Origin of the sequence: Roseivirga ehrenbergii (assembly GCF_001593005.1) — a bacterium.
Classification (GTDB): domain Bacteria; phylum Bacteroidota; class Bacteroidia; order Cytophagales; family Cyclobacteriaceae; genus Roseivirga; species Roseivirga ehrenbergii.
Window position 1 is genome coordinate 1 of record NZ_LQZQ01000005.1, and the last position, 24,471, is coordinate 24,471.

Annotated in this window: 25 protein-coding genes; 13 read left to right on the forward strand and 12 right to left on the reverse strand. The window is 38.6% G+C overall.

Features of this window, described 5'->3' with window-relative positions:
* Positions 1-132 precede the first annotated feature (132 nt).
* Both rpmA and rplU read right to left on the reverse strand, forming a co-directional pair.
* On the reverse strand, positions 133-408 hold the full coding sequence (rpmA, locus tag MB14_RS06200) for a 50S ribosomal protein L27 (RefSeq protein WP_062303575.1): 276 nt from the start codon (positions 406-408) through the stop codon (positions 133-135).
* A gap of 9 nt (positions 409-417) precedes the next feature.
* Positions 418-729: a 50S ribosomal protein L21 gene (gene rplU / locus MB14_RS06205; protein WP_053222506.1), complete on the reverse strand. Its 312-nt coding sequence runs from the start codon at positions 727-729 to the stop codon at positions 418-420.
* 475 nt (positions 730-1,204) lie between these two features.
* Between rplU and MB14_RS06210 the strand changes: the two genes are divergently transcribed.
* The 3 genes from MB14_RS06210 (at position 1,205) to MB14_RS06225 (ending at position 5,577) form a co-directional block, all read left to right on the forward strand.
* Positions 1,205-2,203: a ribonucleotide-diphosphate reductase subunit beta gene (locus tag MB14_RS06210; RefSeq protein WP_053222507.1), complete on the forward strand. Its 999-nt coding sequence runs from the start codon at positions 1,205-1,207 to the stop codon at positions 2,201-2,203.
* A 33-nt stretch (positions 2,204-2,236) separates the two neighbouring features.
* Complete coding sequence (locus tag MB14_RS06215) at positions 2,237-4,606, forward strand: ribonucleoside-diphosphate reductase subunit alpha (protein ID WP_062590541.1); 2,370 nt, start codon at positions 2,237-2,239, stop codon at positions 4,604-4,606.
* A gap of 344 nt (positions 4,607-4,950) precedes the next feature.
* Complete coding sequence (locus tag MB14_RS06225) at positions 4,951-5,577, forward strand: hypothetical protein (protein WP_062590545.1); 627 nt, start codon at positions 4,951-4,953, stop codon at positions 5,575-5,577.
* Between the two features lie 280 nt (positions 5,578-5,857).
* Here MB14_RS06225 and MB14_RS06235 read toward each other — a convergent pair whose 3' ends face one another.
* The 5 genes from MB14_RS06235 to MB14_RS06255 form a co-directional block, all read right to left on the reverse strand.
* Entirely contained in the window at positions 5,858-6,541 is a 684-nt protein-coding gene (locus MB14_RS06235; protein WP_062590549.1) for an NRDE family protein, read from the reverse strand.
* Positions 6,529-7,044 (reverse strand): hypothetical protein, encoded by a 516-nt coding sequence (locus tag MB14_RS06240; RefSeq protein WP_062590551.1) that lies wholly within the window; start codon positions 7,042-7,044, stop codon positions 6,529-6,531. The genes MB14_RS06235 and MB14_RS06240 overlap by 13 nt, the downstream gene beginning before the upstream one ends.
* Positions 7,045-7,155: 111 nt before the next feature.
* Complete coding sequence (locus MB14_RS06245) at positions 7,156-7,623, reverse strand: YHS domain-containing (seleno)protein (protein ID WP_062590552.1); 468 nt, start codon at positions 7,621-7,623, stop codon at positions 7,156-7,158.
* Positions 7,624-7,741: 118 nt separating this feature from the next.
* Positions 7,742-8,107: a TonB-dependent receptor plug domain-containing protein gene (locus tag MB14_RS06250; RefSeq protein ID WP_062590554.1), complete on the reverse strand. Its 366-nt coding sequence runs from the start codon at positions 8,105-8,107 to the stop codon at positions 7,742-7,744.
* 180 nt (positions 8,108-8,287) lie between these two features.
* Entirely contained in the window at positions 8,288-8,707 is a 420-nt protein-coding gene (locus MB14_RS06255; protein ID WP_062590556.1) for a TonB-dependent receptor plug domain-containing protein, read from the reverse strand.
* A gap of 188 nt (positions 8,708-8,895) precedes the next feature.
* On the opposite strand from MB14_RS06255, the gene MB14_RS06260 reads away from it, so the two are divergent.
* From MB14_RS06260 to MB14_RS06275, 4 genes are all read left to right on the forward strand, one after another.
* Positions 8,896-10,761: a sigma 54-interacting transcriptional regulator gene (locus tag MB14_RS06260; protein WP_084375981.1), complete on the forward strand. Its 1,866-nt coding sequence runs from the start codon at positions 8,896-8,898 to the stop codon at positions 10,759-10,761.
* A 387-nt stretch (positions 10,762-11,148) separates the two neighbouring features.
* Positions 11,149-12,213: an ATP-grasp domain-containing protein gene (locus MB14_RS06265; RefSeq protein ID WP_062590561.1), complete on the forward strand. Its 1,065-nt coding sequence runs from the start codon at positions 11,149-11,151 to the stop codon at positions 12,211-12,213.
* The gene (locus MB14_RS06270; RefSeq protein ID WP_062590563.1) at positions 12,210-12,833 is read left to right on the forward strand and encodes a LysE family translocator; all 624 of its coding nucleotides are present in this window, start codon (positions 12,210-12,212) and stop codon (positions 12,831-12,833) included. Before MB14_RS06265 ends, MB14_RS06270 begins: the two co-directional genes overlap by 4 nt.
* Before the next feature lie 5 nt (positions 12,834-12,838).
* Positions 12,839-13,519 (forward strand): Crp/Fnr family transcriptional regulator, encoded by a 681-nt coding sequence (locus MB14_RS06275; protein ID WP_062590566.1) that lies wholly within the window; start codon positions 12,839-12,841, stop codon positions 13,517-13,519.
* Positions 13,520-13,530: 11 nt separating this feature from the next.
* Here MB14_RS06275 and MB14_RS06280 read toward each other — a convergent pair whose 3' ends face one another.
* The 5 genes from MB14_RS06280 to acs form a co-directional block, all read right to left on the reverse strand.
* Complete coding sequence (locus MB14_RS06280; RefSeq protein WP_062590568.1) at positions 13,531-13,848, reverse strand: type II toxin-antitoxin system RelE/ParE family toxin; 318 nt, start codon at positions 13,846-13,848, stop codon at positions 13,531-13,533.
* Entirely contained in the window at positions 13,848-14,054 is a 207-nt protein-coding gene (locus tag MB14_RS06285) for a hypothetical protein (protein WP_062590570.1), read from the reverse strand. Before MB14_RS06285 ends, MB14_RS06280 begins: the two co-directional genes overlap by 1 nt.
* Before the next feature lie 126 nt (positions 14,055-14,180).
* Positions 14,181-15,068, reverse strand: coding sequence for a cation diffusion facilitator family transporter (locus MB14_RS06290; RefSeq protein WP_062590572.1), 888 nt, complete (start codon positions 15,066-15,068; stop codon positions 14,181-14,183).
* Between the two features lie 66 nt (positions 15,069-15,134).
* Positions 15,135-16,355 (reverse strand): DUF4221 family protein, encoded by a 1,221-nt coding sequence (locus MB14_RS06295; RefSeq protein WP_062590574.1) that lies wholly within the window; start codon positions 16,353-16,355, stop codon positions 15,135-15,137.
* A 112-nt stretch (positions 16,356-16,467) separates the two neighbouring features.
* Positions 16,468-18,366: an acetate--CoA ligase gene (gene acs / locus MB14_RS06300; RefSeq protein ID WP_062590577.1), complete on the reverse strand. Its 1,899-nt coding sequence runs from the start codon at positions 18,364-18,366 to the stop codon at positions 16,468-16,470.
* 106 nt (positions 18,367-18,472) lie between these two features.
* Between acs and MB14_RS06305 the strand changes: the two genes are divergently transcribed.
* From MB14_RS06305 to MB14_RS06330, 6 genes are all read left to right on the forward strand, one after another.
* Positions 18,473-18,949, forward strand: a complete 477-nt coding sequence (locus tag MB14_RS06305; RefSeq protein ID WP_062590580.1) for a YdeI/OmpD-associated family protein — start codon at positions 18,473-18,475, stop codon at positions 18,947-18,949.
* A gap of 159 nt (positions 18,950-19,108) precedes the next feature.
* Entirely contained in the window at positions 19,109-19,897 is a 789-nt protein-coding gene (locus tag MB14_RS06310) for a glycosyltransferase (RefSeq protein WP_157716551.1), read from the forward strand.
* On the forward strand, positions 19,894-20,841 hold the full coding sequence (locus MB14_RS06315) for a hypothetical protein (protein WP_062590584.1): 948 nt from the start codon (positions 19,894-19,896) through the stop codon (positions 20,839-20,841). Before MB14_RS06310 ends, MB14_RS06315 begins: the two co-directional genes overlap by 4 nt.
* Complete coding sequence (locus tag MB14_RS06320) at positions 20,834-22,300, forward strand: B12-binding domain-containing radical SAM protein (protein WP_062590586.1); 1,467 nt, start codon at positions 20,834-20,836, stop codon at positions 22,298-22,300. The genes MB14_RS06315 and MB14_RS06320 overlap by 8 nt, the downstream gene beginning before the upstream one ends.
* Entirely contained in the window at positions 22,297-23,085 is a 789-nt protein-coding gene (locus MB14_RS06325; RefSeq protein WP_062590588.1) for a class I SAM-dependent DNA methyltransferase, read from the forward strand. The genes MB14_RS06320 and MB14_RS06325 overlap by 4 nt, the downstream gene beginning before the upstream one ends.
* Positions 23,082-24,470 (forward strand): B12-binding domain-containing radical SAM protein, encoded by a 1,389-nt coding sequence (locus tag MB14_RS06330; RefSeq protein WP_062590590.1) that lies wholly within the window; start codon positions 23,082-23,084, stop codon positions 24,468-24,470. The genes MB14_RS06325 and MB14_RS06330 overlap by 4 nt, the downstream gene beginning before the upstream one ends.
* Position 24,471: the final 1 nt, after the last annotated feature.

Sequence of the window (24,471 nt, forward strand, 5' to 3'; positions counted from 1 at the left end):
TGCAGCATATTTTATGTCATTACTCTGAAAGTTTATTGCCAATTCCTGTTAGCGTCATCTTGGTCAAAAGTAAACAGAGAAAGCCCAATCCTTTTGAGATTGAGCTTTCTTATATTTTAAGAACCTTATTGATTAAGCTTCAGCAGCTTCTCCTGAAAAAGGAACAACAGAAACGTATGATCTGTCTTTTTTACCTTTTCTGAATTCAACTACACCATCAGATAAAGCAAATAAGGTATGGTCTTTACCAATGCCTACGTTTGTACCTGGGTGATGTTTAGTTCCTCTTTGTCTTACAATGATGTTACCAGCAATAGCGGCTTGTCCACCGTATATTTTAACACCTAGTCGTTTACTTTCCGATTCACGACCGTTTTTCGAACTACCTGCTCCTTTCTTATGTGCCATGGTAAGTTGTTATTTAGATATTGTTTCGATTAAGACTTTGGTGAAGTTCTGGCGATGGCCATTTTTCTTCTTGTAACCTTTTCTTCTTTTCTTCTTGAAGACGATTACTTTATCACCTTTAACGTGTCCGATAATTTTACCGGAAACTTTTGCACCACTAACGGTAGGTGCGCCTACCTCGACTGTGCCATTATTGTCTAACAATAAGACTTTGTCGAACTCTACGGAAGCGCCTTCTTCGCCTGCCATTAATGGGGCATAAACGAATTGGTCTTGTGTTACTTTGAACTGCTTTCCTGCTATGTCTACAATTGCGTACATTATTTTGAATCTTTTCAAAAACGGACTGCAAAGATAACAGTTTGATTTCTAAAACCAAACCAAATGTTCGGCATAAATGCAAGAGATTTAACAATATTAAATTTTCATTTTTTTTGATCTTCAATTACGTTGAATACAAGTGTAAGTTATTGATTATATAAAGTGTATTAATTAATTGTTAATTAGTTATTTATACGATCATATTGAAGGTGCTACATATGAAAAATAATCAAAAAAATCACGTTGATTTTTACGCAGTTTTGTGTAATATTTGTTTCAGGTTACGACCCCAAAACAACAACCTATCTTTCTGCTAAAGTCTCATTCCCAAGAATGCCAGACACTTATAGTAGAAGTACCTTATATTGTATAGGAATACTATCCAGAGGTGATGCCTCAAGGATAAAAATTTGCGTCAGGCAAAACTTGATGCAGCGTAATCTTTTTATTTAAAAAATAAAACCGATATCGAGAGATGAGTGAGCGAAGAGCGATAACAGAAGAACCATTATTGAAAGAGAACAAGGACAGATTTGTGCTTTTTCCAATCAAGCATGATGACATCTGGGGTTACTATAAAAAGGCAGAAGCCAGTATGTGGACTGCTGAGGAAATAGATTTGCATCAAGATTTAACCGATTGGGAAAATAAGTTAAATGATGACGAGCGCTATTTTATTAAGCACGTGCTTGCGTTTTTTGCAGCTTCTGATGGTATCGTAAATGAAAACTTGGCAGAGAACTTTATTAATGAGGTTCAATATACTGAAGCAAAGTTCTTCTACGGTTTTCAGATCATGATGGAGAATATCCATTCTGAAACGTATTCGCTTTTAATAGATACTTATATAAAGAACCCTAAAGAGGCCGATGAGCTTTTTCACGCTATCGAAAATTTTGATGCGATTAAGAAAAAAGCAGAGTGGGCACTGAAATGGATTGAGTCTCCTTCTTTTGGTGAAAGGCTGATTGCTTTTGCGGCAGTAGAAGGTATTTTCTTCTCTGGTAGCTTCTGTTCATTGTTTTGGTTAAGAAAAAGAGGCCTAATGCCTGGACTTACCTTTTCGAATGAACTGATCTCTCGTGATGAAGGTTTGCATTGTGATTTTGCAGTACACCTTCACAATCAGCATTTAATTAACAAGGTGCCGAAAGAAAGAATTAAAGAAATTATAGTTGATGCTTTAGATATAGAGAGAGAATTTATTACTGAATCTCTTCCCGTGCGTTTGATTGGAATGAACTCCGATTTGATGACGCAATACTTAGAGTTTGTTGCAGATCGACTGTTGATGGAATTGGAATGCGAAAAAGTATACAACTCCACCAATCCTTTTGATTTCATGGAAATGATTTCACTTCAAGGTAAAACCAATTTCTTCGAAAGAAGAGTAGGCGAATACCAAAAAGCTGGCGTGATGAAGGAAGGAGATGACGCGGATGCTCACAAGTTTAGTATGGATGAAGATTTTTAGTTTATATTTATAGACACCCCCAAAACCCCAAATATGTTAGTAGTAAAAAGAGATGGCAGACACGAGTCGGTAAAGTTCGACAAGATTACTGCCAGGATAGACAAACTATCCTACGGATTAGACCCTGCTTTCGTTGAGCCAGTGGAAGTGGCTAAGAAAGTAATTGAAGGATTGTATGACGGAGTAAGCACGCTAGACTTGGATAATCTAGCAGCTGAAATTGCGGCTACTATGACCGTGAAACACCCTGATTATGCAAAACTTGCGGCAAGAATTGCCATAAGTAACTTGCATAAAACTACCAGTAAGTCGTTTTCAAACACTATGAAAAGGCTCTACACTTATGTAGACCCTAAAACAGGTGAAAATGCACCATTGGTATCGAAAGAAACTTATGGAATAGTGAAGGCCAACGCTGCCACACTAGATTCCAATATTATCTACGATAGAGATTTTAGTTACGATTACTTCGGTTATAAAACCTTAGAGCGTTCGTACTTAATGAAAATCGATGGTAAAATCGTTGAACGTCCACAACACATGCTCATGAGAGTAGCTGTGGGTATTCACGGAGAAGACATTGAAAAGGCAATCGAAACCTACAATCTGCTTTCAGAAAAATGGTTTACACATGCCACTCCTACTTTATTTAATGCAGGTACGCCAAAACCACAGCTTTCATCTTGCTTTCTACTAACAATGAAAGATGATAGTATTGATGGTATTTACGATACCCTAAAGCAAACTGCTAAAATTTCGCAGTCGGCTGGCGGTATTGGGCTTAGCATTCATAATGTGAGAGCAAAAGGTTCATATATCAAAGGAACAGGTGGGGTTTCCAATGGTATCGTTCCTATGTTAAGAAATTTTGACATGACGGCTCGTTATGTAGATCAAGGTGGTGGGAAAAGAAAGGGGTCTTTTGCCATCTATATGGAACCTTGGCATGCCGATATCTTCGATTTCCTTGACTTGAAAAAGAACCACGGAAAAGAGGAGCTAAGAGCTAGAGATTTATTTTATGCACTTTGGATTTCTGACCTCTTCATGAAGAGAGTTGAGAATAACGAAGATTGGACACTTTTCTGCCCTAACGAAGCGCCAGGTTTGGCCGATTGTTATGGTGAAGAGTTTGAAAGATTGTATGAAAAATACGAGCGAGAAGGCAAAGGTCGTAAGACAGTAAAGGCGCAAGATCTTTGGTTCGAAGTGTTAGAATCTCAAATCGAGACGGGTACACCTTATATGTTGTATAAGGATTCGGCCAATAAAAAATCAAACCAGAAAAACTTAGGTACAATTAAGTCATCCAACTTATGTACTGAAATTATAGAATACACTGCTCCTGACGAAGTAGCGGTTTGTAACCTTGCTTCTTTGGCATTGCCAAAGTTTGTGAACGAAGAAACTCGTCAGTACGATTTCCAAGCGTTGTATGATGTTACGTATGTAGCAACTAAAAACTTGAACAAGGTAATTGATGTGAATTATTACCCTGTTGAAGAGGCTAAGAATTCAAACATGCGCCACAGACCAATTGGTTTGGGTGTACAAGGTTTGGCCGATGCATTCATCTTAATGAGAATGCCATTCGATTCTCCTGAAGCGCGTAAGTTAAATAAGGACATTTTCGAGACCATTTACTTTGCTGCCATGACGGCTTCTAAAGACTTGGCAAAAGTAGAAGGGCCTTATCAAACGTTTAAAGGTTCGCCAGTATCTAAAGGTATCTTCCAATACGATATGTGGGGTGTTACTCCAGAGTCAGGCCTTTGGGATTGGGATAACTTGAAAAAAGAAGTGAAGAAGCACGGAGTGAGAAACTCGCTATTAGTGGCACCAATGCCAACGGCTTCAACTTCTCAGATTTTAGGAAATAACGAGTGTTTTGAGCCATATACTTCAAACATTTACACAAGAAGAACTTTATCAGGCGAATTCATTATTGTGAATAAGCATTTAATGAAAGATTTGATTGAGCTTGGTTTGTGGAATGACAACATGAAGAATAAGCTAATAGCAGCGAAAGGTTCAGTTCAGGCCATTCCTGAAATTCCTCAGCACATCAAAGACCTTTATAAAACTGTTTGGGAAATTTCTCAGAAGAGTATTATTGAAATGTCTGCCGATAGAGGTGCCTACATCTGTCAGTCTCAGAGTTTGAACATTCACATTCAAGATCCGAATTTCGGAAAAATGACTTCTATGCACTTCTACGCTTGGAAGAAAGGCTTGAAAACAGGAATGTACTACTTGAGATCAAGAGCCGCAGCCGATGCTATTCAGTTTACAGTAGACAAGGCCGCAGCCAGTACACCAACTGCAGCACAGCTAGAACAAAAAGCAGCCGATATGGCTTGCTCGCTAGATAATCCAGATGCTTGCGAAGCTTGCGGTAGCTAAATTAGAATTATCATACTTGATAAGGAGCCCTTACAGCAATGTGAGGGCTCTTTTTAAGCTAAAATTTAGATATGAAAATATCTTTATTTTTTTAAGAAAAGGAGGTTTAAACAATAGAAAATAAAAAAACCGAAAGGATGCTGTAACATCTTTTCGGCTTCACAGGCTTGTAACCTGATATGAATTTTTAAAGCAGTCTTTTGGTTTGCTTTGATTAGTTTGATAGAGTCAAATGTAATTGAATTTTCCTTTCTAAGGAAACCGTTCAAAACATATTTCACCAGAGTAATCCGTAAGGCTGTGATTTTTAATCATTTAATTTTTAACAAAAAATAAATAAAATCATGGCTGAAAAAATAATAATATCAGCAACTGATTTAGTTGACTTTTCTCAAAGAAGAGGAGTAACTAAAGTAACTAAGGTGAAAAATGTGTTTGAGAGAGAGCCTTATAGCCCCGAAAAGGATTTTTATTTTCGATTAAGAAGAAAACTTATATCGAATTTAAAAGGAGCCAAAGGGGCAGAAGATCTATTGACTTTTATAGAAAATGAATCTGATGCTCGAAAGAAGCCGCATTTCTTGGCCATAGTAAAAGGTTATATCAAATTTCTAAAGAAGAAGAATGTGAGTTGGTTAGTCCCCAATCATGCTGATTGGAACTATAAAAATGAACTGATAATTAAGGTAAATCCTGAATTAGGTTTACTTATAGGTGAAGAAAAGTACCTTGTTAAGCTTCATTTTAAAGATTCGAAAATAAACTCTTCTGAGGCTCAATATATTTTGAGGCTGATGGAAATGAGTTTGTGTAATGGCCTCTATAAAGGCTATAAGTGTGCACTCTTAGATTTGAGGAAAGGTAGTTTTCATGCGGTTAATACAAAAAGTATCATGTTAGATGAGCTTTTAGAGGCAGAGGCAGAGTCTTTTCTTAAGATTTGGAAGGGATTTGAGCGAAGAAGCGCATAGTCCCATTATATACTTGATTGAAAGCCCTTACAGCAATGTGAGGGCTTTTTTTGTATCTTTAATAGACTAATGGATTGCAAATGAAAGTCTTAGGTTACTTTTTTATGTTGCTGGGTATTCTTGCTGGGGTGCTTGTCTTTTTTGTTTCTGGAGTTATTGAAATAGAACTGTTCGAAGGGCTATGGAATTTACCCATTAAGGCATTTACCCTAATTCTTTCGGTGATCTTACTTTTCTTTGGAATAAGAATTTTGAGAAGAAATAACAGGAGGCTAGAAGTTTAGCTTAGCAAATCTTCATACACCATGTTGTAATCAGAGTCCTTTTCAATAGAAGTAACGCTCACGGTCTGTACTTTGCCCTCTCGGTTCATTACGAAGTCATTCCATTCATCGCCTTTACCGCCAGTTTTATGGAAATCAATAATCTCTTGTTGCACAAATGTATCGTGCGTTTCGAGCCAAAGTTTAAACCAATGTCTTCTTTCTGCCCTAACCGCTTCAGGGTAAAGTGTGCTTGAGCTCCAAATGTGAGGTTGAGTTGCATCTAATGACTTTACATGCAAGTTATTTTCATCCCAAACCAATTCAGTAGCGCTTAGATTTCCTTTGTCTTCAATTAAAATTAAAGTAAAGGGTTCTATTCCACCAAAGTCGTATTGATCTACAAAGCGCTGAACATTGCTGTATTTGAAAAAATCGAGCAGCATAATGCCTCGACTTAGTTTGTAAGGTGGTTTGTGATGGTGCTTTTCGAATGCCCCATTCAGTAAACATAAGGTAAATTGCTTCTTGTCCGTAGCTACCCAAGTTCCTCCGGCAAGCGGATCTTTAGGAAAGAACACTTCTTTACCATGGACTTCATAAGCTTGAGGCACATGGGCAGCCCGCTTAGGGGTTTCGTCCCGGTTAGAAGTTAAAATATATGATGAAGCTCCTTTAGGAAGGAAGGTTACTGTGCACATTCAGAATCTCTCTGATATTTTATAGTAGAATAAGCCACCCCAAAACTTTCAGGGATTTTGACCTCAGAAAAGGCGTTCATCAATGCAATTTTAATAATCGCCATATGGTGTACAGCATGTTCAATATTGTATTGCAATTCTCTAAATAAAGTGGTGTTGATTGTTACGGGTTCATTACCATCAAGAGAATAGTTGGCGTACATTGTTACAGGCTGATCTTCTGAAATGGCCATGATTTCTAGTCCTAGGCTATTCATTTTTTCAATGGCCAAAACACGATTTTCTTCTAATACTTTATCATGCGAGCGCTTATCATAATCTACTTTTCCAGATATGTGCCCCACCATCATTAGGTCATAAAACTCAATGATATGTCTGATGTGTTTCCCAATAGAATTCTTAGATAGAATATTCAAAGGAGACCTAAACTCATTATCCTTAAGTTGATTTGAGATGGTAATGAGCTGGTTGAGTATTTCAACCGAAATTTGCTGTAACTGCATTTAAAGTGTGTTAAAATTTAGGCCACTAATAGGCGAAGTTACCAAAATATTCAATTATGTACATCTGCCTAAGCCTAAAGAAATTAAGCCTGTGTTTAAAAAGCAAGAAGATTAATTTTTAGAAATAATTTTTTCCCATTCGCTTTCTGCCTTCCTAAAAAGGTTGGTTTCGTCCTTATTCCAATCCTTTAATGTGTTATTGAACCTAAAGTTATAGAAAAGGAAAAGTCGATCGTCCTTTATTTTAAATGTTTCTGGGTCAATTTTAACCTTATCTCCAAAGGCCATGGCATAAGCACAATAGCCCCCATAGGCAGGTTCGTATTTTGAAGGTTCGTTATCAAACAATGTTTTGTGTTTGATATTGGCAAAGTAATAAGTAGCTCCGTTATGGGTTGATGAAATACTTTTATTGCCCTCTAGTGCTTTATTTTCTGTAAAGTAGGCTACAGGATCGTAGCCCTGTATGGCCAAGCCCTTTTCTAGATTATAATTTCCTGAATTAATGGTTTGTGCATTCAGTCCGTTAAGGGAAGAAAAACAGATAAGTAGTAGCAAGGCGAAACTTAATTTTTTCATTCACTTTTATTTTGTCTGTCAGGTAACGCTAGTTACACTTTAGTAGTTGCTACATCCACTTACGTAATTAGCTAAAGTGTTAGATCGAAGACATTTTTAACTCGTAAGAAATTGAGGATTAATTATTTTTGTCTGGTTCTTTTTCTTTCGTTGTGATAAGCACTACGCCACCTGTTCCGCGTTCACCCCACCTCATCACTGCTTCAGGACCATTAAGTACGCGAATAGATAAAATATCTTTAGGAGTAACTAAGGATGAAACTGCTCCATAGTCTTTGCTTCGGTCGATACCATTGACCACATACAATACACTCCCTGGGTTAGACATAAAGTTGGTGTTGGCATACCTCCCTGCTATAAGATTTACTGTATACATACCACCCTGACCTGTTACTTTTAGCGTGCCTAAACTTTGTAGGGCGTCACCTAAGGTTTGATAAATGGAATAGTCTTTTTTGGGAGCTCGGGTTCTCGAGTTTTGCATATTTTGTGCACAAGAGGAGCTAAATAGAAGGATTGAAAAAATAATGACTGATTTGGTTAAGTGCTTCATAACAAAAGTTTTGGTTGATTGCTTGTTAAAGAAACAATGCAATCAACGTAAGCCCTTACAAAAAAGAGTTTAATTGGTTTTGTCGGCTCGAATACAATTAATAAATATAGATTATGGTGCGTTATTGGTCGAAGTCTTTATTTCGACAACTCCTCCAGTACCTCTTTCTCCCCATCGCATAACCGCCTCCGGGCCATTCAAAACGCGTATCGATATGATGTCTTTTGGAATCACCAACGATGAAGCATTGCCATAGTCTTTCCCTTGGTCAACTCCATTAATTACATAAAGTACACTTCCAGGATCAGCACCAAAATTGGAGTTGGCAAACTTACCAGCTACCAGTGTTACAGTAAATGCCCCGCCTTGCCCAGATACCCTTAATGTGCCGACACTTCGCAATGCATCGCCAAGGGTTTGATAAATAGAATAATCCTTTTGCTTTTTACTGCTTGATCCAGAACTACTCGCGCATGCTCCTATAGAGAGAGATAAGAGAATGATTAAGAAGGGTTTAATAAGAGGTTTCATAGTTAGTAAAGGTTGATTTTGTTCAACTAAATATACAAGAATGGAAAGGAAATCCCTTACTTAATTTTAATTCGTAGTTACACGAAATTCTCAAGAGATGCTTTTTTGCGTTGTAAATCCAATCATGACTATCCCTTGAAAATTCAGATTAGCAATAAATTGACGATATTTCGTGAAAAATTGCTTCGATGGCACAACGGAAATATAGCTTAGAGGACCTTACTCGATTATCGTACTTTACCCTAGAGCGAGCTTTGGCTTCCATTTTTTGGATGGATAGTGAAGGTAGAATTGTGTATGCCAACGATACTGCCTGTAAGAATTATGGCTACACAAAAGAGGAGTTTCTTAAAATGCTCATTTATGATGTAAACAGAAACTACACAGAAAGTAGCTATAAGGAGATGTGGAAGCGTTTTCCTACTGAAACCAGATTCACCATGGAATCTACACATTTCACTAAAAATGGAGAGGAAATTCCGGTGGAGATATTTTTAAACTATGCCGAATTTGAAGGCGAGGCCTATAACATCAGTTTTGTTCTTGACATCAGCGAACGAAAACGAAAGGAAAAGCTATTAAAATCCATTACTCAAAATACCACTGCAGCAATTGGTGAAGACTATTTTAAACTACTGGTAGAGAATATTACTGATGCCTTAGGAGTAACCATGTCGATTGTAACGGAATGTACCAGCGAAGAAAAAACTCGCTTGCGTACTTTGGCTTATTATGAAAATGGGCAGCTACAAGAAAACATTGAATATGATGTGGAAGGAACGCCTTGCGAAATTATTCTTAAGACACTGAAGCCTTACCATCAGAGTAATAGTGTAGGGAATGATTTTTATAAAGATGAAGGAGTAGAAGGCTATATCGGTTTTCCTATTGTGTCTAGAGTGGGGGAGTGCATTGGCAATTTGGCTTTGTTTAGTGACCATGAACTCCATATTTCTGAAGAGGAAATTCAGATCTTAAACACCTTGGCCGAAAGGGCAAGTTTGGAGATTGAACGAAATGCGGCAAACGCTAAATTGATTAAGGCCTTAAATGAAGTTGAAGACTTGAAAGATCGCCTCGAGGCAGAAAACTCATACCTACAGCAGGAAATTAAAACTGAACATAACTTTGAAGAGATCATAAGTCAGAGTCTAAAATTCAAACAGATTCTGACCCAAGTAGAGCAAGTAGCCAAAACGGATGCTACCGTTTTGGTGTTGGGTGAATCTGGTACTGGCAAAGAGTTGCTTTCACGTGCGGTGCATAATATCAGTAATCGAAAGAATAGGCCATTGGTAAAGATTAATTGTGCGTCACTTCCTTCCAACCTAATTGAAAGTGAACTTTTTGGACACGAAAAAGGAGCTTTTACTGGTGCATTGATGCGTAAGTCGGGTAGGTTTGAGTTGGCCGATGGCGGCACTATTTTTTTAGATGAAATTGGAGAGTTGCCTATTGAGCTTCAGGCCAAGCTGTTGCGCGTATTACAAGAAGGAGAGTTCGAACGGCTTGGTGGTACAAAAACCATTAAGGTGAATGTTCGAATTATAGCGGCTACCAACCGCGAGTTAGAAAAAGAAGTGGCAGAAGGAAGATTTAGGGCCGATCTCTATTATCGGTTGAATGTATTTCCGATTTACAGCATTCCGTTACGAGAACGTAAAGAAGATATTCCTTTATTGGTCAGTCATTTTGTAGACAAGTATGGAGCAATATTGGGTAAGAAAATTACTAGTATTCCGAAGGGTGTAATTAAGGCGCTCCAAACGTATCATTGGCCTGGTAATATTCGGGAATTAGAAAATGTAATAGAAAGAGCTGTAATCATTAGCGGTACTCAAAAGCTCGAATTGGTAGGCTGGATGCCCAATAAAACAACTGAGCAATCAGAAACAGAATTACTAACCTTAGAAGACTTTGAAAGAAAATACATTCTCAAAGTATTGAACGAAGTGATGTGGAGAGTAAGCGGAGAGAAGGGAGCCGCTAAAATCTTAGGAATGAAACCTACTACGCTAGAGTCGAGAATGAAGAAACTAGGGATAAAAAGGTAGTTTGAATGAAATTTATTTTTCCCGAAATATCGTGACTGTTTCTTATGGTTGCTAACTGCTGAAGGGAGTTTAGCTCATAACTTTCTGAATAAGTGATGCTTGTCGAATTAGTCGCCCAAATTACATTCTCGAAATACGATTCCGCTTATTTCATGATATTCACTTTATATCGGGAATATTTATCAGTGTTTTTGGCATGGTATATTTGAAAATTGTGATCAATTAACTGTATATCAACCAATTAAAACTATAAGTTGTTGCTTGGCACATTCATTGTCTTAATGCAGACAATTCTGCAGACGGCAGAATGACAAGTATGGCTTAGTAATTAAAGTAGGGCTAAAAGTGTCTAAGGTTTTAATCGGTTGTTTATCTTTCAGCCCTCAAATGAAGAAGAAGAAATTACCTCTGTTTATTGTTAAGTGGTTGAGCTATGAGTACTGGCCCTTTTGGTTGTTTTTTATGCCATTGGTGCCATGGTGGATTTACCTTGCTTTCAGAGCTCGATCCTTCACTTACTTTACGGCTGCCAATCCAGGCATAGAACACGGAGGTGTTTTTGGCGAATCTAAAATTGATATTCTTAAGAAAATTGATTCAAAATATTTACCTAAAACCCTTTTCTTCAAGAAGCTAACCCCTTGTGAAATTGTAACGCAAGAGTTGAAAAACTTAGCATTAGAGTTTCCGATTATTGTGAAACCCAATGTGGGTGAGCGTGGTAACGAGGTGGAGAAAGTTGAAAATGCAGCTGCATTGGATCGATACATCAAAAGGTCGAAAGAAGATTTTATTATTCAAGAATTTGTGAGTTATGATATCGAGTTGGGCGTTTTGTACTATCGCTTTCCAGACAGTGATAAAACCGGAATTACCTCTATTGTAACCAAGGAGTTTTTGACGGTAACGGGCGATGGTAAATCCACCATTCGCGAACTGATGGAGTACAACGACCGCGCTAGACTTCAGCTGGAAAGCATGACGAAAAGACTGGGTGCTGCATTGAATGAAATAATTCCCGAAGGTGAAAAGAGAAATCTAGAACCGATAGGAAATCATTGTCGAGGTACCAAGTTCTTAAGCGGAATGCATCTGTTGAATGACCAGTTGGTAAACGTGTTCGATGATGTAGCTTCTGGAATTGATGGTTTCTATTTCGGTCGGTTCGACTTAAAAGTGAAATCGGTGGAAGACCTTTATAAGGGTGAAAACATCAAAATTTTAGAACTCAACGGAGTAACTTCCGAACCAGCGCACATTTACGACCCATCTTACTCATTGTTCAGGGCTTATAAAGAAACGGCTGAGAATATGATGATGATGTACCGAGTGAGCAAGGCCAATATAAAACAAGGGGTAAAAGTGACTCCAGTTTTTGAAATGGCGCGTTTGATCAAAACACACTTTGGTCGTGAGAAAAATGAAACTGTAAACCAAAGCATGACTACATGATTTGGCACATATTTCAAGCTTTAATTTTAGCAACAGCAATTAGTTTCGCAGGGTCGATTCAATTGGGGCCGGTTAATTTCGGAACCATCAGAACTGCCCTTCGGTACAATAAAAAATCAGCCATACTTTTCGGTTTTGGGGGAAGTTTACCCGAATTATTCTATAGCGCTTTGGCCTTAGGTAGTTCGAATTTACTCAGTCGTTACGAATATCTTGATGACTACCTCAAATACCTGACAATCGGTGTTTTATTCATTTTTGGAATATATCTGATATTTCAAAAGCCCACTGAGGCAAGTGAAAAGGACAGTCCAGATAAAGGCAACCACGTATGGCGCGGTATGGGTTTCGGAATTCTAAACCCTCAATTATATCCTTTTTGGCTCTTCATTATTACAAACCTCAGAAGCAATAATCTGCTTACGGATGAGCGCTGGCCCGTGCAAGCCGCATTCGTGATTGGAACTGCTGCAGGGGCTTTTCTGCTACAATATATTGTAGCGATAGTAACCTCTAAAAAGAGGGAGTTTGTATACATGAAATTAACGAAGAACTACAACAAAGTACTCGGGGCAGTAATCCTCGTAGTGGCAGTTTTTCAACTGGTAATAAACCTGTAAGAGCAATGCAAAGAGAAATTAAGTACTGGTATTTGAGGAACTACGACCTTTTCTCAAATCTCACAAAAGAACAAATCAATGACCTTTGTGGTATTTCTAAATTCGTGAGAATGAAGAAAGGCCACACCATTTACTTTGCTAGCGATGAAGTGAAACGCGTTTATTTTCTCATTAACGGGAAAATAAAAATCAGCGAAATGGATCAGTCTGGCAATGAAATGATCAAGGATATTTTACTTACGGGCGACTTGTTTGGAGAAATCTCTTTCAATATGCTTACGCTCAGTCATGAGTATGCTGAAATACTTTCTAGCGAAGTAATTCTCTGTACTTTCACTATGGACGAGTTTGAAGAACTGATGCACAAACACCCAATGCTGTGCTTAAACTTCACCAAAAAGATCGGGGATAAGCTGCGCAAACTCGAGCATCGACATGCCAATTTGGTGTTTAAAGATGTAAAAGAAAGGCTCAAAGACTTCCTTAAAATGTGGGCGATCAATGAAGGCAAAGACACTCCCGAAGGCGTATTGATCAAAAACTACTTAACCCATAATGAAATCGCCAGTTTGATCAGCTCTTCTCGCCAAACCGTAACCACCATTATCAACGAACTTAAAGAAGAAGGCGCATTGTCTTACTCCCGCAGCCAAATTGTTATTCCGAATATTGCGGTGTTGAGTTAGGGTTTAAGTGGTTAGTATATGTTACTGGCCTCGGCCAGCTTTTTAAGAAGCTGTTCTGGATTTTGTCTATTGTCCCAAATAAGTAAGAGTTTAATGTATTCTGGATAGCTCCGATAAAAGAGTGATGTGGATTTGTGAATAAGAAGTTGACGAAATTCACTGTTTATAAAAGTAGGAGCTAGATCTGGATTTCTTTGAATTTGCGTTATTCGATAGTCCAATTGATTTACAAACTCATCGACTATCTGGTCATTCCATATCTCTGAAAGGAAGTCAGCGGTTTGCCGAAGAGATTTTATTGCAACAGGAGTCCAGATGACCTTCTTCATTACCTGCCCAATATCGCTTTGGCGTTTGTGTGTTCAATGCAGTTAGTTTCTTCCGCAGAATCCGACATTTCTAGAAGTGCTAGAATTTCCTTTGGCAGTTCGTCCAGAGATTTTTTTCGAAAACTCTCCACTTGACTTATTACGGATTCCTCATGGAGGTTTGTAATCCAGTTAATTAAAGCTATTTTTCTTTGTTCGAGAGTCATAATTTAAAGTTAATGAATTTCTGTTCTGAGAACAACCTATAATCAAACGACAGATTCAGTGTCCTAGTTCACGCAGCCAAATTGTAATCCCGAATACTGCGGTGTTGAGTTGAGAATAATGTTTTGTCAACACCCCCCACAATGCTCATCTTTCCCTTCAAATTCAAAAGTGGCGTGGTCGATGTGTTCTTCTTTAAGTAGGGATTTAGCTTTTGATTTTATGCTGGCCATTTCATCCATTGAGATTTCTTTTTCGATGACAAGGTGTGCAGAAAGTACATTGTATTCTCCGTCCATTGACCAGACATGGCAATCGTGTACGCCCGTAATTTCAGGAATGGAAAGTAGGGTCTTGTGGATTTCCTCAATGTCCACCTCATTGGGTTTGGCCTGAAGAATTATCAGTGTGCTCTTTTTAAGATTTCGGAAGGCATTGTAAATAATGTACACCGCAATGAGTAGGGATAAAATTGGGTCAATAATGGGCAAGTCCCAGAACATCATCACCAAGCTACCGATGAGCACCGCCACCCAGCCTAAAACATCTTCTAACAGGTGCAGAGAAATAACTTCTTCATTGATGGAAGAACCCTTTCTAAGTTTCAACACCGCAGCTCCATTGACGATGATACCAAAAATAGCGAGGAACATCATGCCTTTAGCATCTACAGTTTCAGGGGCGAATAATGCAGGAATGGCTTGACTAAGAATAATACCCGACCCCACCAACAGCACTACGGAATTGATAATGGCGCCCAGCAGTGAAAAACGCTTGTAGCCGTAAGAGAAATTTTTGTCGCGGCCTTTTAGGGAAAGCTTCTGGAAGTACCATGAAAGTCCAATGCTGAGGCTATCGCCTAAATCGTGAAGAGCATCGGAAAGAATGGCCAAACTGCCGGTATAAATTCCGCCAACAATTTCAACCAGTGTGAAAAATAGATTTAAGAAGAAGGCAACGCGTAAGTTACCCGTGCCATGATGATGATGGTGTCCGTGATGATGATCGTGCCCCATGCCCAAATGTACAAGACAAAACCGTGCAACAGGGCTTCAAGAAGACTTTGCTTTATGAGTGAATATTTATTGAGTCACTTTGAAAAACCTAAACTGTACCTGATCTTCATTTTGCTGGTCTTTCACTCGAAAGAAAATGCCTTCATTGCTGACAAATAGACTATTCTCGAAATATAAGGGCAAGTCAATTTCACCTGCCGGTAAGTCGTAGTAACTCAATGTTTCTGTTTCTGTATCCATTACAATTAGAGTCGCACCTAAAGGCTTGGGAATAGGCCTTTCTTCCCCTTGAATAAATTCTGGTTTTGTGCCATGATGTAAGACTCTATATATAAATCGGCCATCGGGAGATAATAGCATGCTCTTATAATGAGGTGGTTGCTTAGGGTTCTCAAAAGCCCTTGCCCCATTATCATAGCGTTCTATAATTTGTAGGGTTGAGTAATCAGAATAGTTGGCTATTTCTATTGTTGGAACTCCAGCATAAATAGCTTTGGAAAGCTTGCCTTCTTTGAAAAGAAAGAGGCTATCGGAAATGGAATTGTTACTATAGAGGTAGTTTTTATTACTAGCGAAAAACCTATTAATGGCATAAGCACTTTCACGCCTTTCGTTTGCTTCTTCTTGCACTTTCTGAATCTCTCTAAAGTTGTTAATTATTTCTTCTGTTTGAACAAATTCCTCGATGATGGAGTCCTTCTCAAAATTGAAAATTGCATATTCATGATTTTTACTATCTCTACGCATTTGGGAAATCACCATTTCTATCTGGCCGTTCTTGAGGCGTGAATCTGGGTGAAAACGGTAGAATTTTGAGTCAGAAGTAATCAGTGGCATCCCATTGTGGAGTTTGGCACCCTTGCTCTTCTTTGTAAGCACTTCTCCTTTACTGTTGATGAGATGGATGCCCATTGAACCGTCAACAAAAATTGAATCTATGGTATGTATGAAGAATTTGCTAGCATTTTTTACTGCGTTAGGACCATCTTTTTCCATACTTACCTTCTTGAAAAGGTTATTAGTCTCATAATCGTACAAGTAAATGGAGTGGGTAATGCGGTCGTAAAAAGTAATGTATGCCTTGTTATCGATGGTGGACAGTTTGAGGGCAGTTAAACCTTCAAAATTGACCCCGTCTTCAAGGGCTAAGGTTTTAATGCCACCATCAGAAATGGTTAAGGCTTGAGTTGTGCTGTTTTCATTGGTGCTCTCCTTTTCCTGCTGGCAAGAAAAAAGGGTAAGAATACAGGCTGATAAAAGTAGTATCGTATGACTTGATCTATTCATCTCATTTATTTGAACTATTAATTTAGTTAAAATAAATGTAGCCACAACAATTCCGTGAAATTCTTAACCAAGGATTTCACTCTTAACTAATTCACTGATCCCTGATTTCTGATCACCGATTTGCTCCCTCCTTAATCGCCTCCACCACTTCTGGGTTAAACAGCGTTGAAATATCTCCCAAATTATCACCTTCACCAGAGGCTATCTTTCTCAGGATTCTACGCATAATCTTGCCCGAACGGGTTTTAGGCAAGCCTGGAACAATCTGTAATTTATCTGGTCTGGCAATTGGGCCAATGATTTTAGTAACCGTTTCTTTGATTTCCTTGATCAGACCTTCTTCAGTTCGGCCATCCATATCGCAAATAACAAAAGCGTAAATGCCTTGCCCTTTTATATCGTGCGGATAACCTACCACGGCTGATTCAACAACTTTAGGATGTTCATTGATTGCATTCTCAACTTCCGCTGTACCCATTCTGTGGCCAGAGACATTGATTACATCGTCCACTCGACCTAGAATTCTGTAGTAGCCGTCTTCATCTCTTTTCACGCCATCGCCAGTAAAGTAATGGTTAGGGAAAGTAGAAAAGTAAGTTTGCTTGCATCGGTCGTGGTCGCCATAAGTGGTGCGGAGCATAGAAGGCCACGGGAACTTGATGCAAAGATTTCCTTCCACAGAATTGCCTTTTAATTCGTTTCCTTCATTGTCTAAAATAACGAGTTGAACCCCTGGTAATGGTAAAGTGGCATAGGCTGGTTTGGTAGGGGTAATTCCCGCTAAAGGTGAAACCATAATTCCACCCGTTTCGGTTTGCCACCAAGTGTCTACGATTGGGCATTTTCCTTTTCCAACATGGTCGTGATACCAATGCCAAGCTTCTTCATTGATGGGTTCGCCTACAGAACCCAATACTTTCAATGAATCTAGTTTATATGGTTCAATCGGTTCGGTGCCATAAGCTTGCAAAGCCCTGATGGCCGTTGGCGCGGTATAAAATTGATTGACTTGATGTTTGTCGCAAATAGCCCAGAATCGGCCTGCATCAGGAAAAGTAGGTACACCTTCGAAGATGATAGACGTGGCGCCAGCCAATAATGGCCCATATACAATGTAAGAGTGGCCAGTGATCCAACCGACATCGGCCGTACACCAATACACATCGCCTTGGTTGTACTGAAATACATTTTGAAAAGAATAGGCAGTGTAAATCATATAGCCACCGCAAGTGTGCACTACACCTTTGGGCTGGCCTGTGGACCCAGAAGTATATAGAATAAAAAGGATGTCTTCTGAATCCATTTCTTCTGCTTTGTTTTCGGAAGAAACGCCTTCAATTACATCGTGCCACCAAATGTCGTGGCCTGAAGTCATTTGAATGTCTTGACCCGTTCTTTTTAATACAATTGTGCTTTCAACGGAATCGCAATTCTTTAGAGCTTCATCTACCACTTCCTTTACTGGAATTTGCTTGCTGCCTCTAAAGTTGCCATCTGATGTAATTACCATTTTGGCCTTACAGTCATTAATGCGGTCGCTTAACGCATTGGCCGAAAAGCCAGCAAATACAATAGAATGTATGGCACCTATTCGAGCACAAGCTAGCATGGCGATGGCTGCTTCAGGCACCATCGGCATGTAAATAATTACACGGTCGCCTTTACAAACTCCTTTGGCTTTAATAGCATTAGCAAACTGACAAACTTTGGCGTGAAGCTCTTTATAGGTGAGGGTGATATGCTCTTCTTCGGGGTCATTCGGTTCCCAAATGATGGCCGCTTGGTCGCCTCGGGTGTACAGGTGGCGATCTAAAATATTTTCGGTGATATTCAGTTTTCCGTTAACGAACCACTTTACATCTGGTGTTTCAAAATTCCAGTCCACAACCTTATCCCATTTTTTCCTCCAGTGGAAGGAATCGGCAATTCTAGACCAAAAAGATTCTGGATCTTGAACACTCTTTTGGTATTCGTACATATAACCGCTTAGACTGTGGATTCTATCGCTCATGTTTTCTGATTTTACAGCCCATTTTAATCATTTATGTGCTTAACTGAAAGAGGTTTTTCTATTCTAAGTGTAGGAATGTTAGATTTGGTAAAAGCCAATAATCATTATGAGTGAAAAAAATTACAAGTTCGAAGCTGTTATCCAAAATGGAGGAGAAAAATGGCCAAATGCAGCTTGTGTTACGCTTCCGTTTAATGTAGAGGAAGAGTTCGGGACTAAAGGTCAGGTTAAAGTAAAAGCTACTTTTGATGGGGTGCCATACCGCGGCTCTATAGCCAATATGGGTGCTGGACATATTCTGATTTTAAGAAATGATGTTAGGGCTGCGATTGGAAAAAGTCATGGAGACACAGTAATTGTAACCGTTCAGAAGGATACTGAAGAAAGAGTGGTAGATGTGCCAGATATATTAATTACCCAGTTTAAGGTTCATCCAAAAGCCGAAGCTTTTTATAATTCGCTCTCTTATACCAATCGCAAAGAATACGCCCGATGGATTGACACGGCCAAACGTGAAGAGACTAAAGCCAAGCGTTTAGAAAAAACGATTGAGATGCTCTTGACTGGGGTGAAGCATCCGTAAAGAACTGCGTGAAAATATTAGCAGGGTTTACTTTTTTGTATTGAAAAAGCCGTTTTTTTTGTCAAAAATTGGTATTCTTGCTATATGTCGTCAGTTAAGAATCGACTCACTATTTCAATAGTACTATATAAGAATGACTTAATTCACATCAGGCAATTGATGCGCAGTCTTTTGCACTGTACTTTATGTCCTGAAGTCTATTTTGTTGATAATTCTCCTACAAAGGAATTGGAAAGTCATGTGCATAGCGACTTTCATTATCAGTGGGTAGGAGCGAATATAGGTTTTGGGAGGGCTCATAATATTATTATTGAAAAAGTGATTGGCTATGGGGATTACCATTTAGTCATGAATGCGGATGTTTTTTTTGATAAAGGCATGCTCGAGAAAATAGTGGCATTTATGGATCGAAATGAGCGTGTTGGACTTTTATTGCCAAGAGTTCTTAACCCAGACGGAACCGCACAGCCACTTTTTAAATTACTGCCTCACCCTCAAGATCTTTTTACGAGGAGGTTTATACCTGATTCATTTAAAAGAATTTTTGGACTCAATAACCAAAAGTACAGTATGTTATTTGCTGATGATAAGAGTACTTTTGATGCGCCCTACCTTTCTGGGTGTTTTATGTTTCTTAGGAATGAGGCTCTCAGAGAGGTTGGTGGTTTTGACCCTAGGTTTTTTTTGTATTGTGAAGATGTAGACTTGTCAAGAAGAGTAAGAATGACATGGAGAACGACATATTATGCTGATGCTTCTATATATCATTATTTCTATAAAGGCTCATATAAAGAATTACGTCTACTTTGGCGTCACATGGTTTCTGCTATAAAATATTTTAACAAGTACGGTTGGTTTATCGATTCAGATCGTGAACGAATAAATAAAGAGACTCTTGAAGGATTTGCCTTAAAAAAGAAGGTCAACGTTCTACCCACAATTAAATGATTATTGATGAAAAAATAACGTCTCGGATTGAATGGGAGGTAATAAGAGTTCTCGCTTATTATCAGCTTTTTCACCACCCATTGAAGGCAAGTGAGATTACACGGTTTGTTAATATAACTCCCTTGGTTACCAAAGATGTTGATAATGCACTAAGTACTCTTTTAAGCCTGAATGTCGTGTTTGAGTTTGATGGGTACTTTTCTCTGGAAGATAATAGTACATTAGTGGATGCTCGTTTGGAGGGAGAAATAAGGGCCGAATCATTGTTGAAGGTAGCGAATAGAATGTCCAAACTGATTTATTCTTTCCCTTTTGTTAAAGCGGTGTTTATTTCAGGCTCACTATCAAAAGGCGTTGTGCCAGAACATGCCGATATTGATTACTTTATAGTTACAAAGAGAAATAAGTTATGGATCGCTAGAACCTTGCTTGTTATGTTCAAGAGAATATTCTTGTTAGGATCTAAGAAATTCTTCTGTGTAAATTATTTTGTTGATGAGGATCATATGGAAATACCAGACAAAAATATTTTCACGGCAACCGAGATTGTTACGCTTATCCCTATGCAAGGCAAGAGTTATTGCGAAGCTTTTTTAGGTTCCAATCATTGGTATAAAGATCACTTTCCAAATGTATTGTTAAAAAAAGAAGAGATTGGACAAATGGGTATAATTAAACGGTGTTCCGTATCAATACTGGAGCCTCTATTTTTTAATAGGCTATCGGATAAGTTCGACAAGTACTTGATGAAGAGGACTTATAAGCGCTGGAAAACACTTTATAACGAAGGCTACTCTGATAAAGAATTTGAGTTGGCTTTTAGGACTCACCGGGGCACTTCGAAAAACCACGATAAGAATTACCAAAAAAGAGTGTTAAACTGTGTAGAAGAAAATATGAAATCGGCATTGTTTAAAATTAGGGATCAACAAGGTCATGGGTAGAGTTTTAGTTACTAATACATATTTTTATCCTTTAGATGCCAAACAGTGGCATTTTAAAAAGCCATATCCACCCTTGGGTACCATTCAAATTTCTTCTTTACTGAAGAAAGAAGGGCATGTTGTTCGCTTTTTCGACAATTGCTTGAACGATGATCCTCGAAAAATCAATGGTGTCATTGAGGAACTTAAGCCCGATTATTTACTCATTTATGATGATGGCTTTAACTACCTGACCAAGATGTGTCTGACGGCTATGCGTGACGCTGCTTATACTATGGCCGGTTTGGGGCAAGTTGCAAAGGCCAAAGTGATAATAAGCAGTTCAGATTCAAGTGATAGGTTTGATCAGTATTTACAGAATGGTGTCGATTATGTTGTAATGGGAGAAGGAGATACCACCGTGGTAGAGCTTCTTTCAAAGTTAGATCAAGAATTGGATCCTAATGAAATATTAGGTTTAGCTCATCTAGGTTCTGATGGGCAAGTTAATAAAACAGTAAAAAGGGCGGTATTACAGAAGTTAGATGACCTGCCTTTGGCCGCATGGGATTTGGTGGATATGGAAGCATATCGAAAAATTTGGACTACCAACCATGGTTATTTCAGTATCAATATTGCGACAACCAGAGGCTGCCCGTACAAGTGTAATTGGTGTGCAAAACCAATTTATGGAAATAGATATAACTCCCGTTCCCCAGAGCATGTAATCCAAGAAATCAAAATACTAACTCAAGATTATGGTGTGAATCACTTTTGGATGTGTGATGACATCTTTGGGCTTACACCTAGCTGGGTACAGCAGTTTAATATGTTGGTGAAGGAGAATAATCTTAACTTCAAGTACATGATCCAATCTAGGGTCGATTTATTACTTAAAGAGGATACAATTGATGTTTTGGTTGAGTCGGGATTAGAGACTATTTGGTTAGGGGCAGAATCGGGCTCTCAGCATATTCTTGATGCAATGGACAAAGGGATTACCGTTGAGCAAATTTATGAAGCTGTACCAAAGCTTCAGAGAAGAGGAGTGAGTGTAGCACTTTTCTTACAGTTCGGTTATCTTGGAGAAACCCTTGAAGATATTTACAGAACCATTGATATGGTTCAGGAAATTATGCCTGAAGAAATCGGTATTTCAGTATCCTATCCCCTGCCAGGCACTAAGTTTTATGAAAAGGTAAAGGATGACCTACAAGTTAAAGCCAATTGGGTAGACTCAGATGATTTGGATTTGATGTTTACTAATAAGTATTCACCTTCTTTCTACAAAAAACTTCATCGTTACGTTCATAATAGGCATAAACTAAAAAGAGGCCTATTGGCTCTTAAACAAGGGGTGAAATCTCCATCAAGTATAAATAATAAGAAATTAAGACAGATATTGACGATTGGATATCACTTACCAATGGCTTTGGTTAATGGAGCTCAGCTCAAAATTCAAGCGAAGAAAACGGTATGATTGAGCAGTTCGATACAGCGTCTGAAACATATGACGAAGATTTCACAAATACCCTTACAGGAAGGTTGCAAAGGAAATTGGTATGGAAGTATCTCGATGAGAAGATCTTGAACAGGGGTGTGTTAAATATACTTGAACTGAACTGTGGTACTGGGGAAGACGCCCTCCATCTAGCTGAAATGGGGCATAGAGTAACGGCAACAGATATTTCTATAGAAATGCTCAAACAAGCCCAGAACAAGACTCCAATCAATAAGGATAATGTGACATTCAGTAAGTTGGATGTTACAAAATTGAGTCATTTCAAATGTATAGATCGGTTTGATTTGGTGTTCTCTAATTTTGGTGGATTAAACTGTATTGATGAAAAGGAGATGCAGAAGCTTAGTCGAAATTTGACTAAAATTCTTAAGCCAAACGGAGCACTTATTATGGTAATAATGCCGAATCTATGCCTGTGGGAGAGTTTTTACTTCTTTGCCAAACTCAAGTTTAGTGAGGTTTTTCGAAGAAAGAAATCATCGGTCTTGGCTGACGTTTCTGGGCTCAAAATCGAAACTTGGTACTATTCTCCAAATATGATTATTGAACTCTTTAAGCCTCAATTTTCCAAGGTTAAAGTAAGACCCATTGGTTTTTTTGCCCCGCCATCGTATATGGAAACCTTTGTAAAGAAGTATCAAAAGCTGTTTCGTTGGATTTCGTTTTTGGAGATTAAATTTTCAAGATTTGCTTGGCAAGCCAGGCTGGCTGACCATTACTATATAGAATTACAAGTCAAATGAAAGTGCTTTTAACGCATGGTTATTTTATAGCTGAGGATGAAAAAGAGCAGCAGATTATGCGTCCATATCCGCCATTAGGATTGTTGTATATCTCTGGTTTTCTCAATCAACAAGGAATTCAGAATGGCGTTTTTGATAGTACTTTTTCAGATAAGGAAAGCCTGTTTAAACAGATTGAAGTAGAGAAACCAGATGTACTGGCGATTTATGCCAATTTGATGACCAAGGTGAATGTGCTTGAAATTGCCAAAACATGCAAAAGTATTTCACCAGAGACAACGGTGGTGTTTGGTGGTCCAGATGTTACCTATAACACTGAGAATTACTTAAAGCATGGCGCGGACTTTATTATAATAGGAGAGGGGGAAAACACGATGTTTGAGCTCGTAGCGTTTTTGTCGGAAAAGAGCGAAAAATTACCTCATGAGGTTTCAGGCTTAGCTTTTATTGATAGAAATGGCGAGCTAGTAAAGACCAGCCCTAGGGTCAAAACGAAAGAAATCGATGAACTTCCTGTTCCCAATCGCGATGCCATTGATATTCATAAATATATAAATACTTGGAAGACGCATCATGGAGAGAGTGCTTTGAGTGTGAGCACCCAAAGGGGCTGTCCTTATACTTGTAAATGGTGTAGTACTGCTGTTTACGGTCAAAGTTACCGGAGACGATCCCCTGAAAAAGTGGTGGCAGAACTCAGAGAAATACAAGACAAATATGCTCCCGATACGATTTGGTTTGTAGATGATGTTTTTACCGTAAGCCATAAATGGTTAGGTGAGTTTGTAGAGGCTCTAGAGGTAGCGAAAGTTAAGGTAAAGTTTGAATGCATTAGCAGGGCAGACAGAATGAACAAAGAGGTTATTGGGCTACTAAAGAAAGCTGGATGCTTCAGGGTTTGGATAGGTGCAGAAAGCGGGTCGCAGAAAATTATTGACGCAATGGATCGCAGGGTTTCTGTAGATCAAGTACGTGAAATGATAATTGAAACACGTGAACAGGGTATTGAAACAGGAACGTTCATTATGCTAGGCTACCCAGGAGAAACCGAAGAAGATATCGAAGAAACAGTTAAGCACCTTAAAGTTTCTAACCCAGACCACTTCACCATCACAGTAGCCTATCCTATCAAAGGGACAACATTATATGATGAAATTGAAGCCTTAAAGACTACCGAACCTGAGTGGCACTTAAGTACTGATCGTGATATCGATTTTAAGAGAACCTATTCAAAAAAGTATTATGACCATGCTGTTAGGTATGTGATTGCAGAAGTTAATTGCCATAAGGCATTACAGAAAAAAGGTTTGTCTAGAAACTTTATTAAACTTAGGCTAAAGAGTTTCCATGCTAAGACAATGATGAAATTGGCAAAAAAACGTTGAG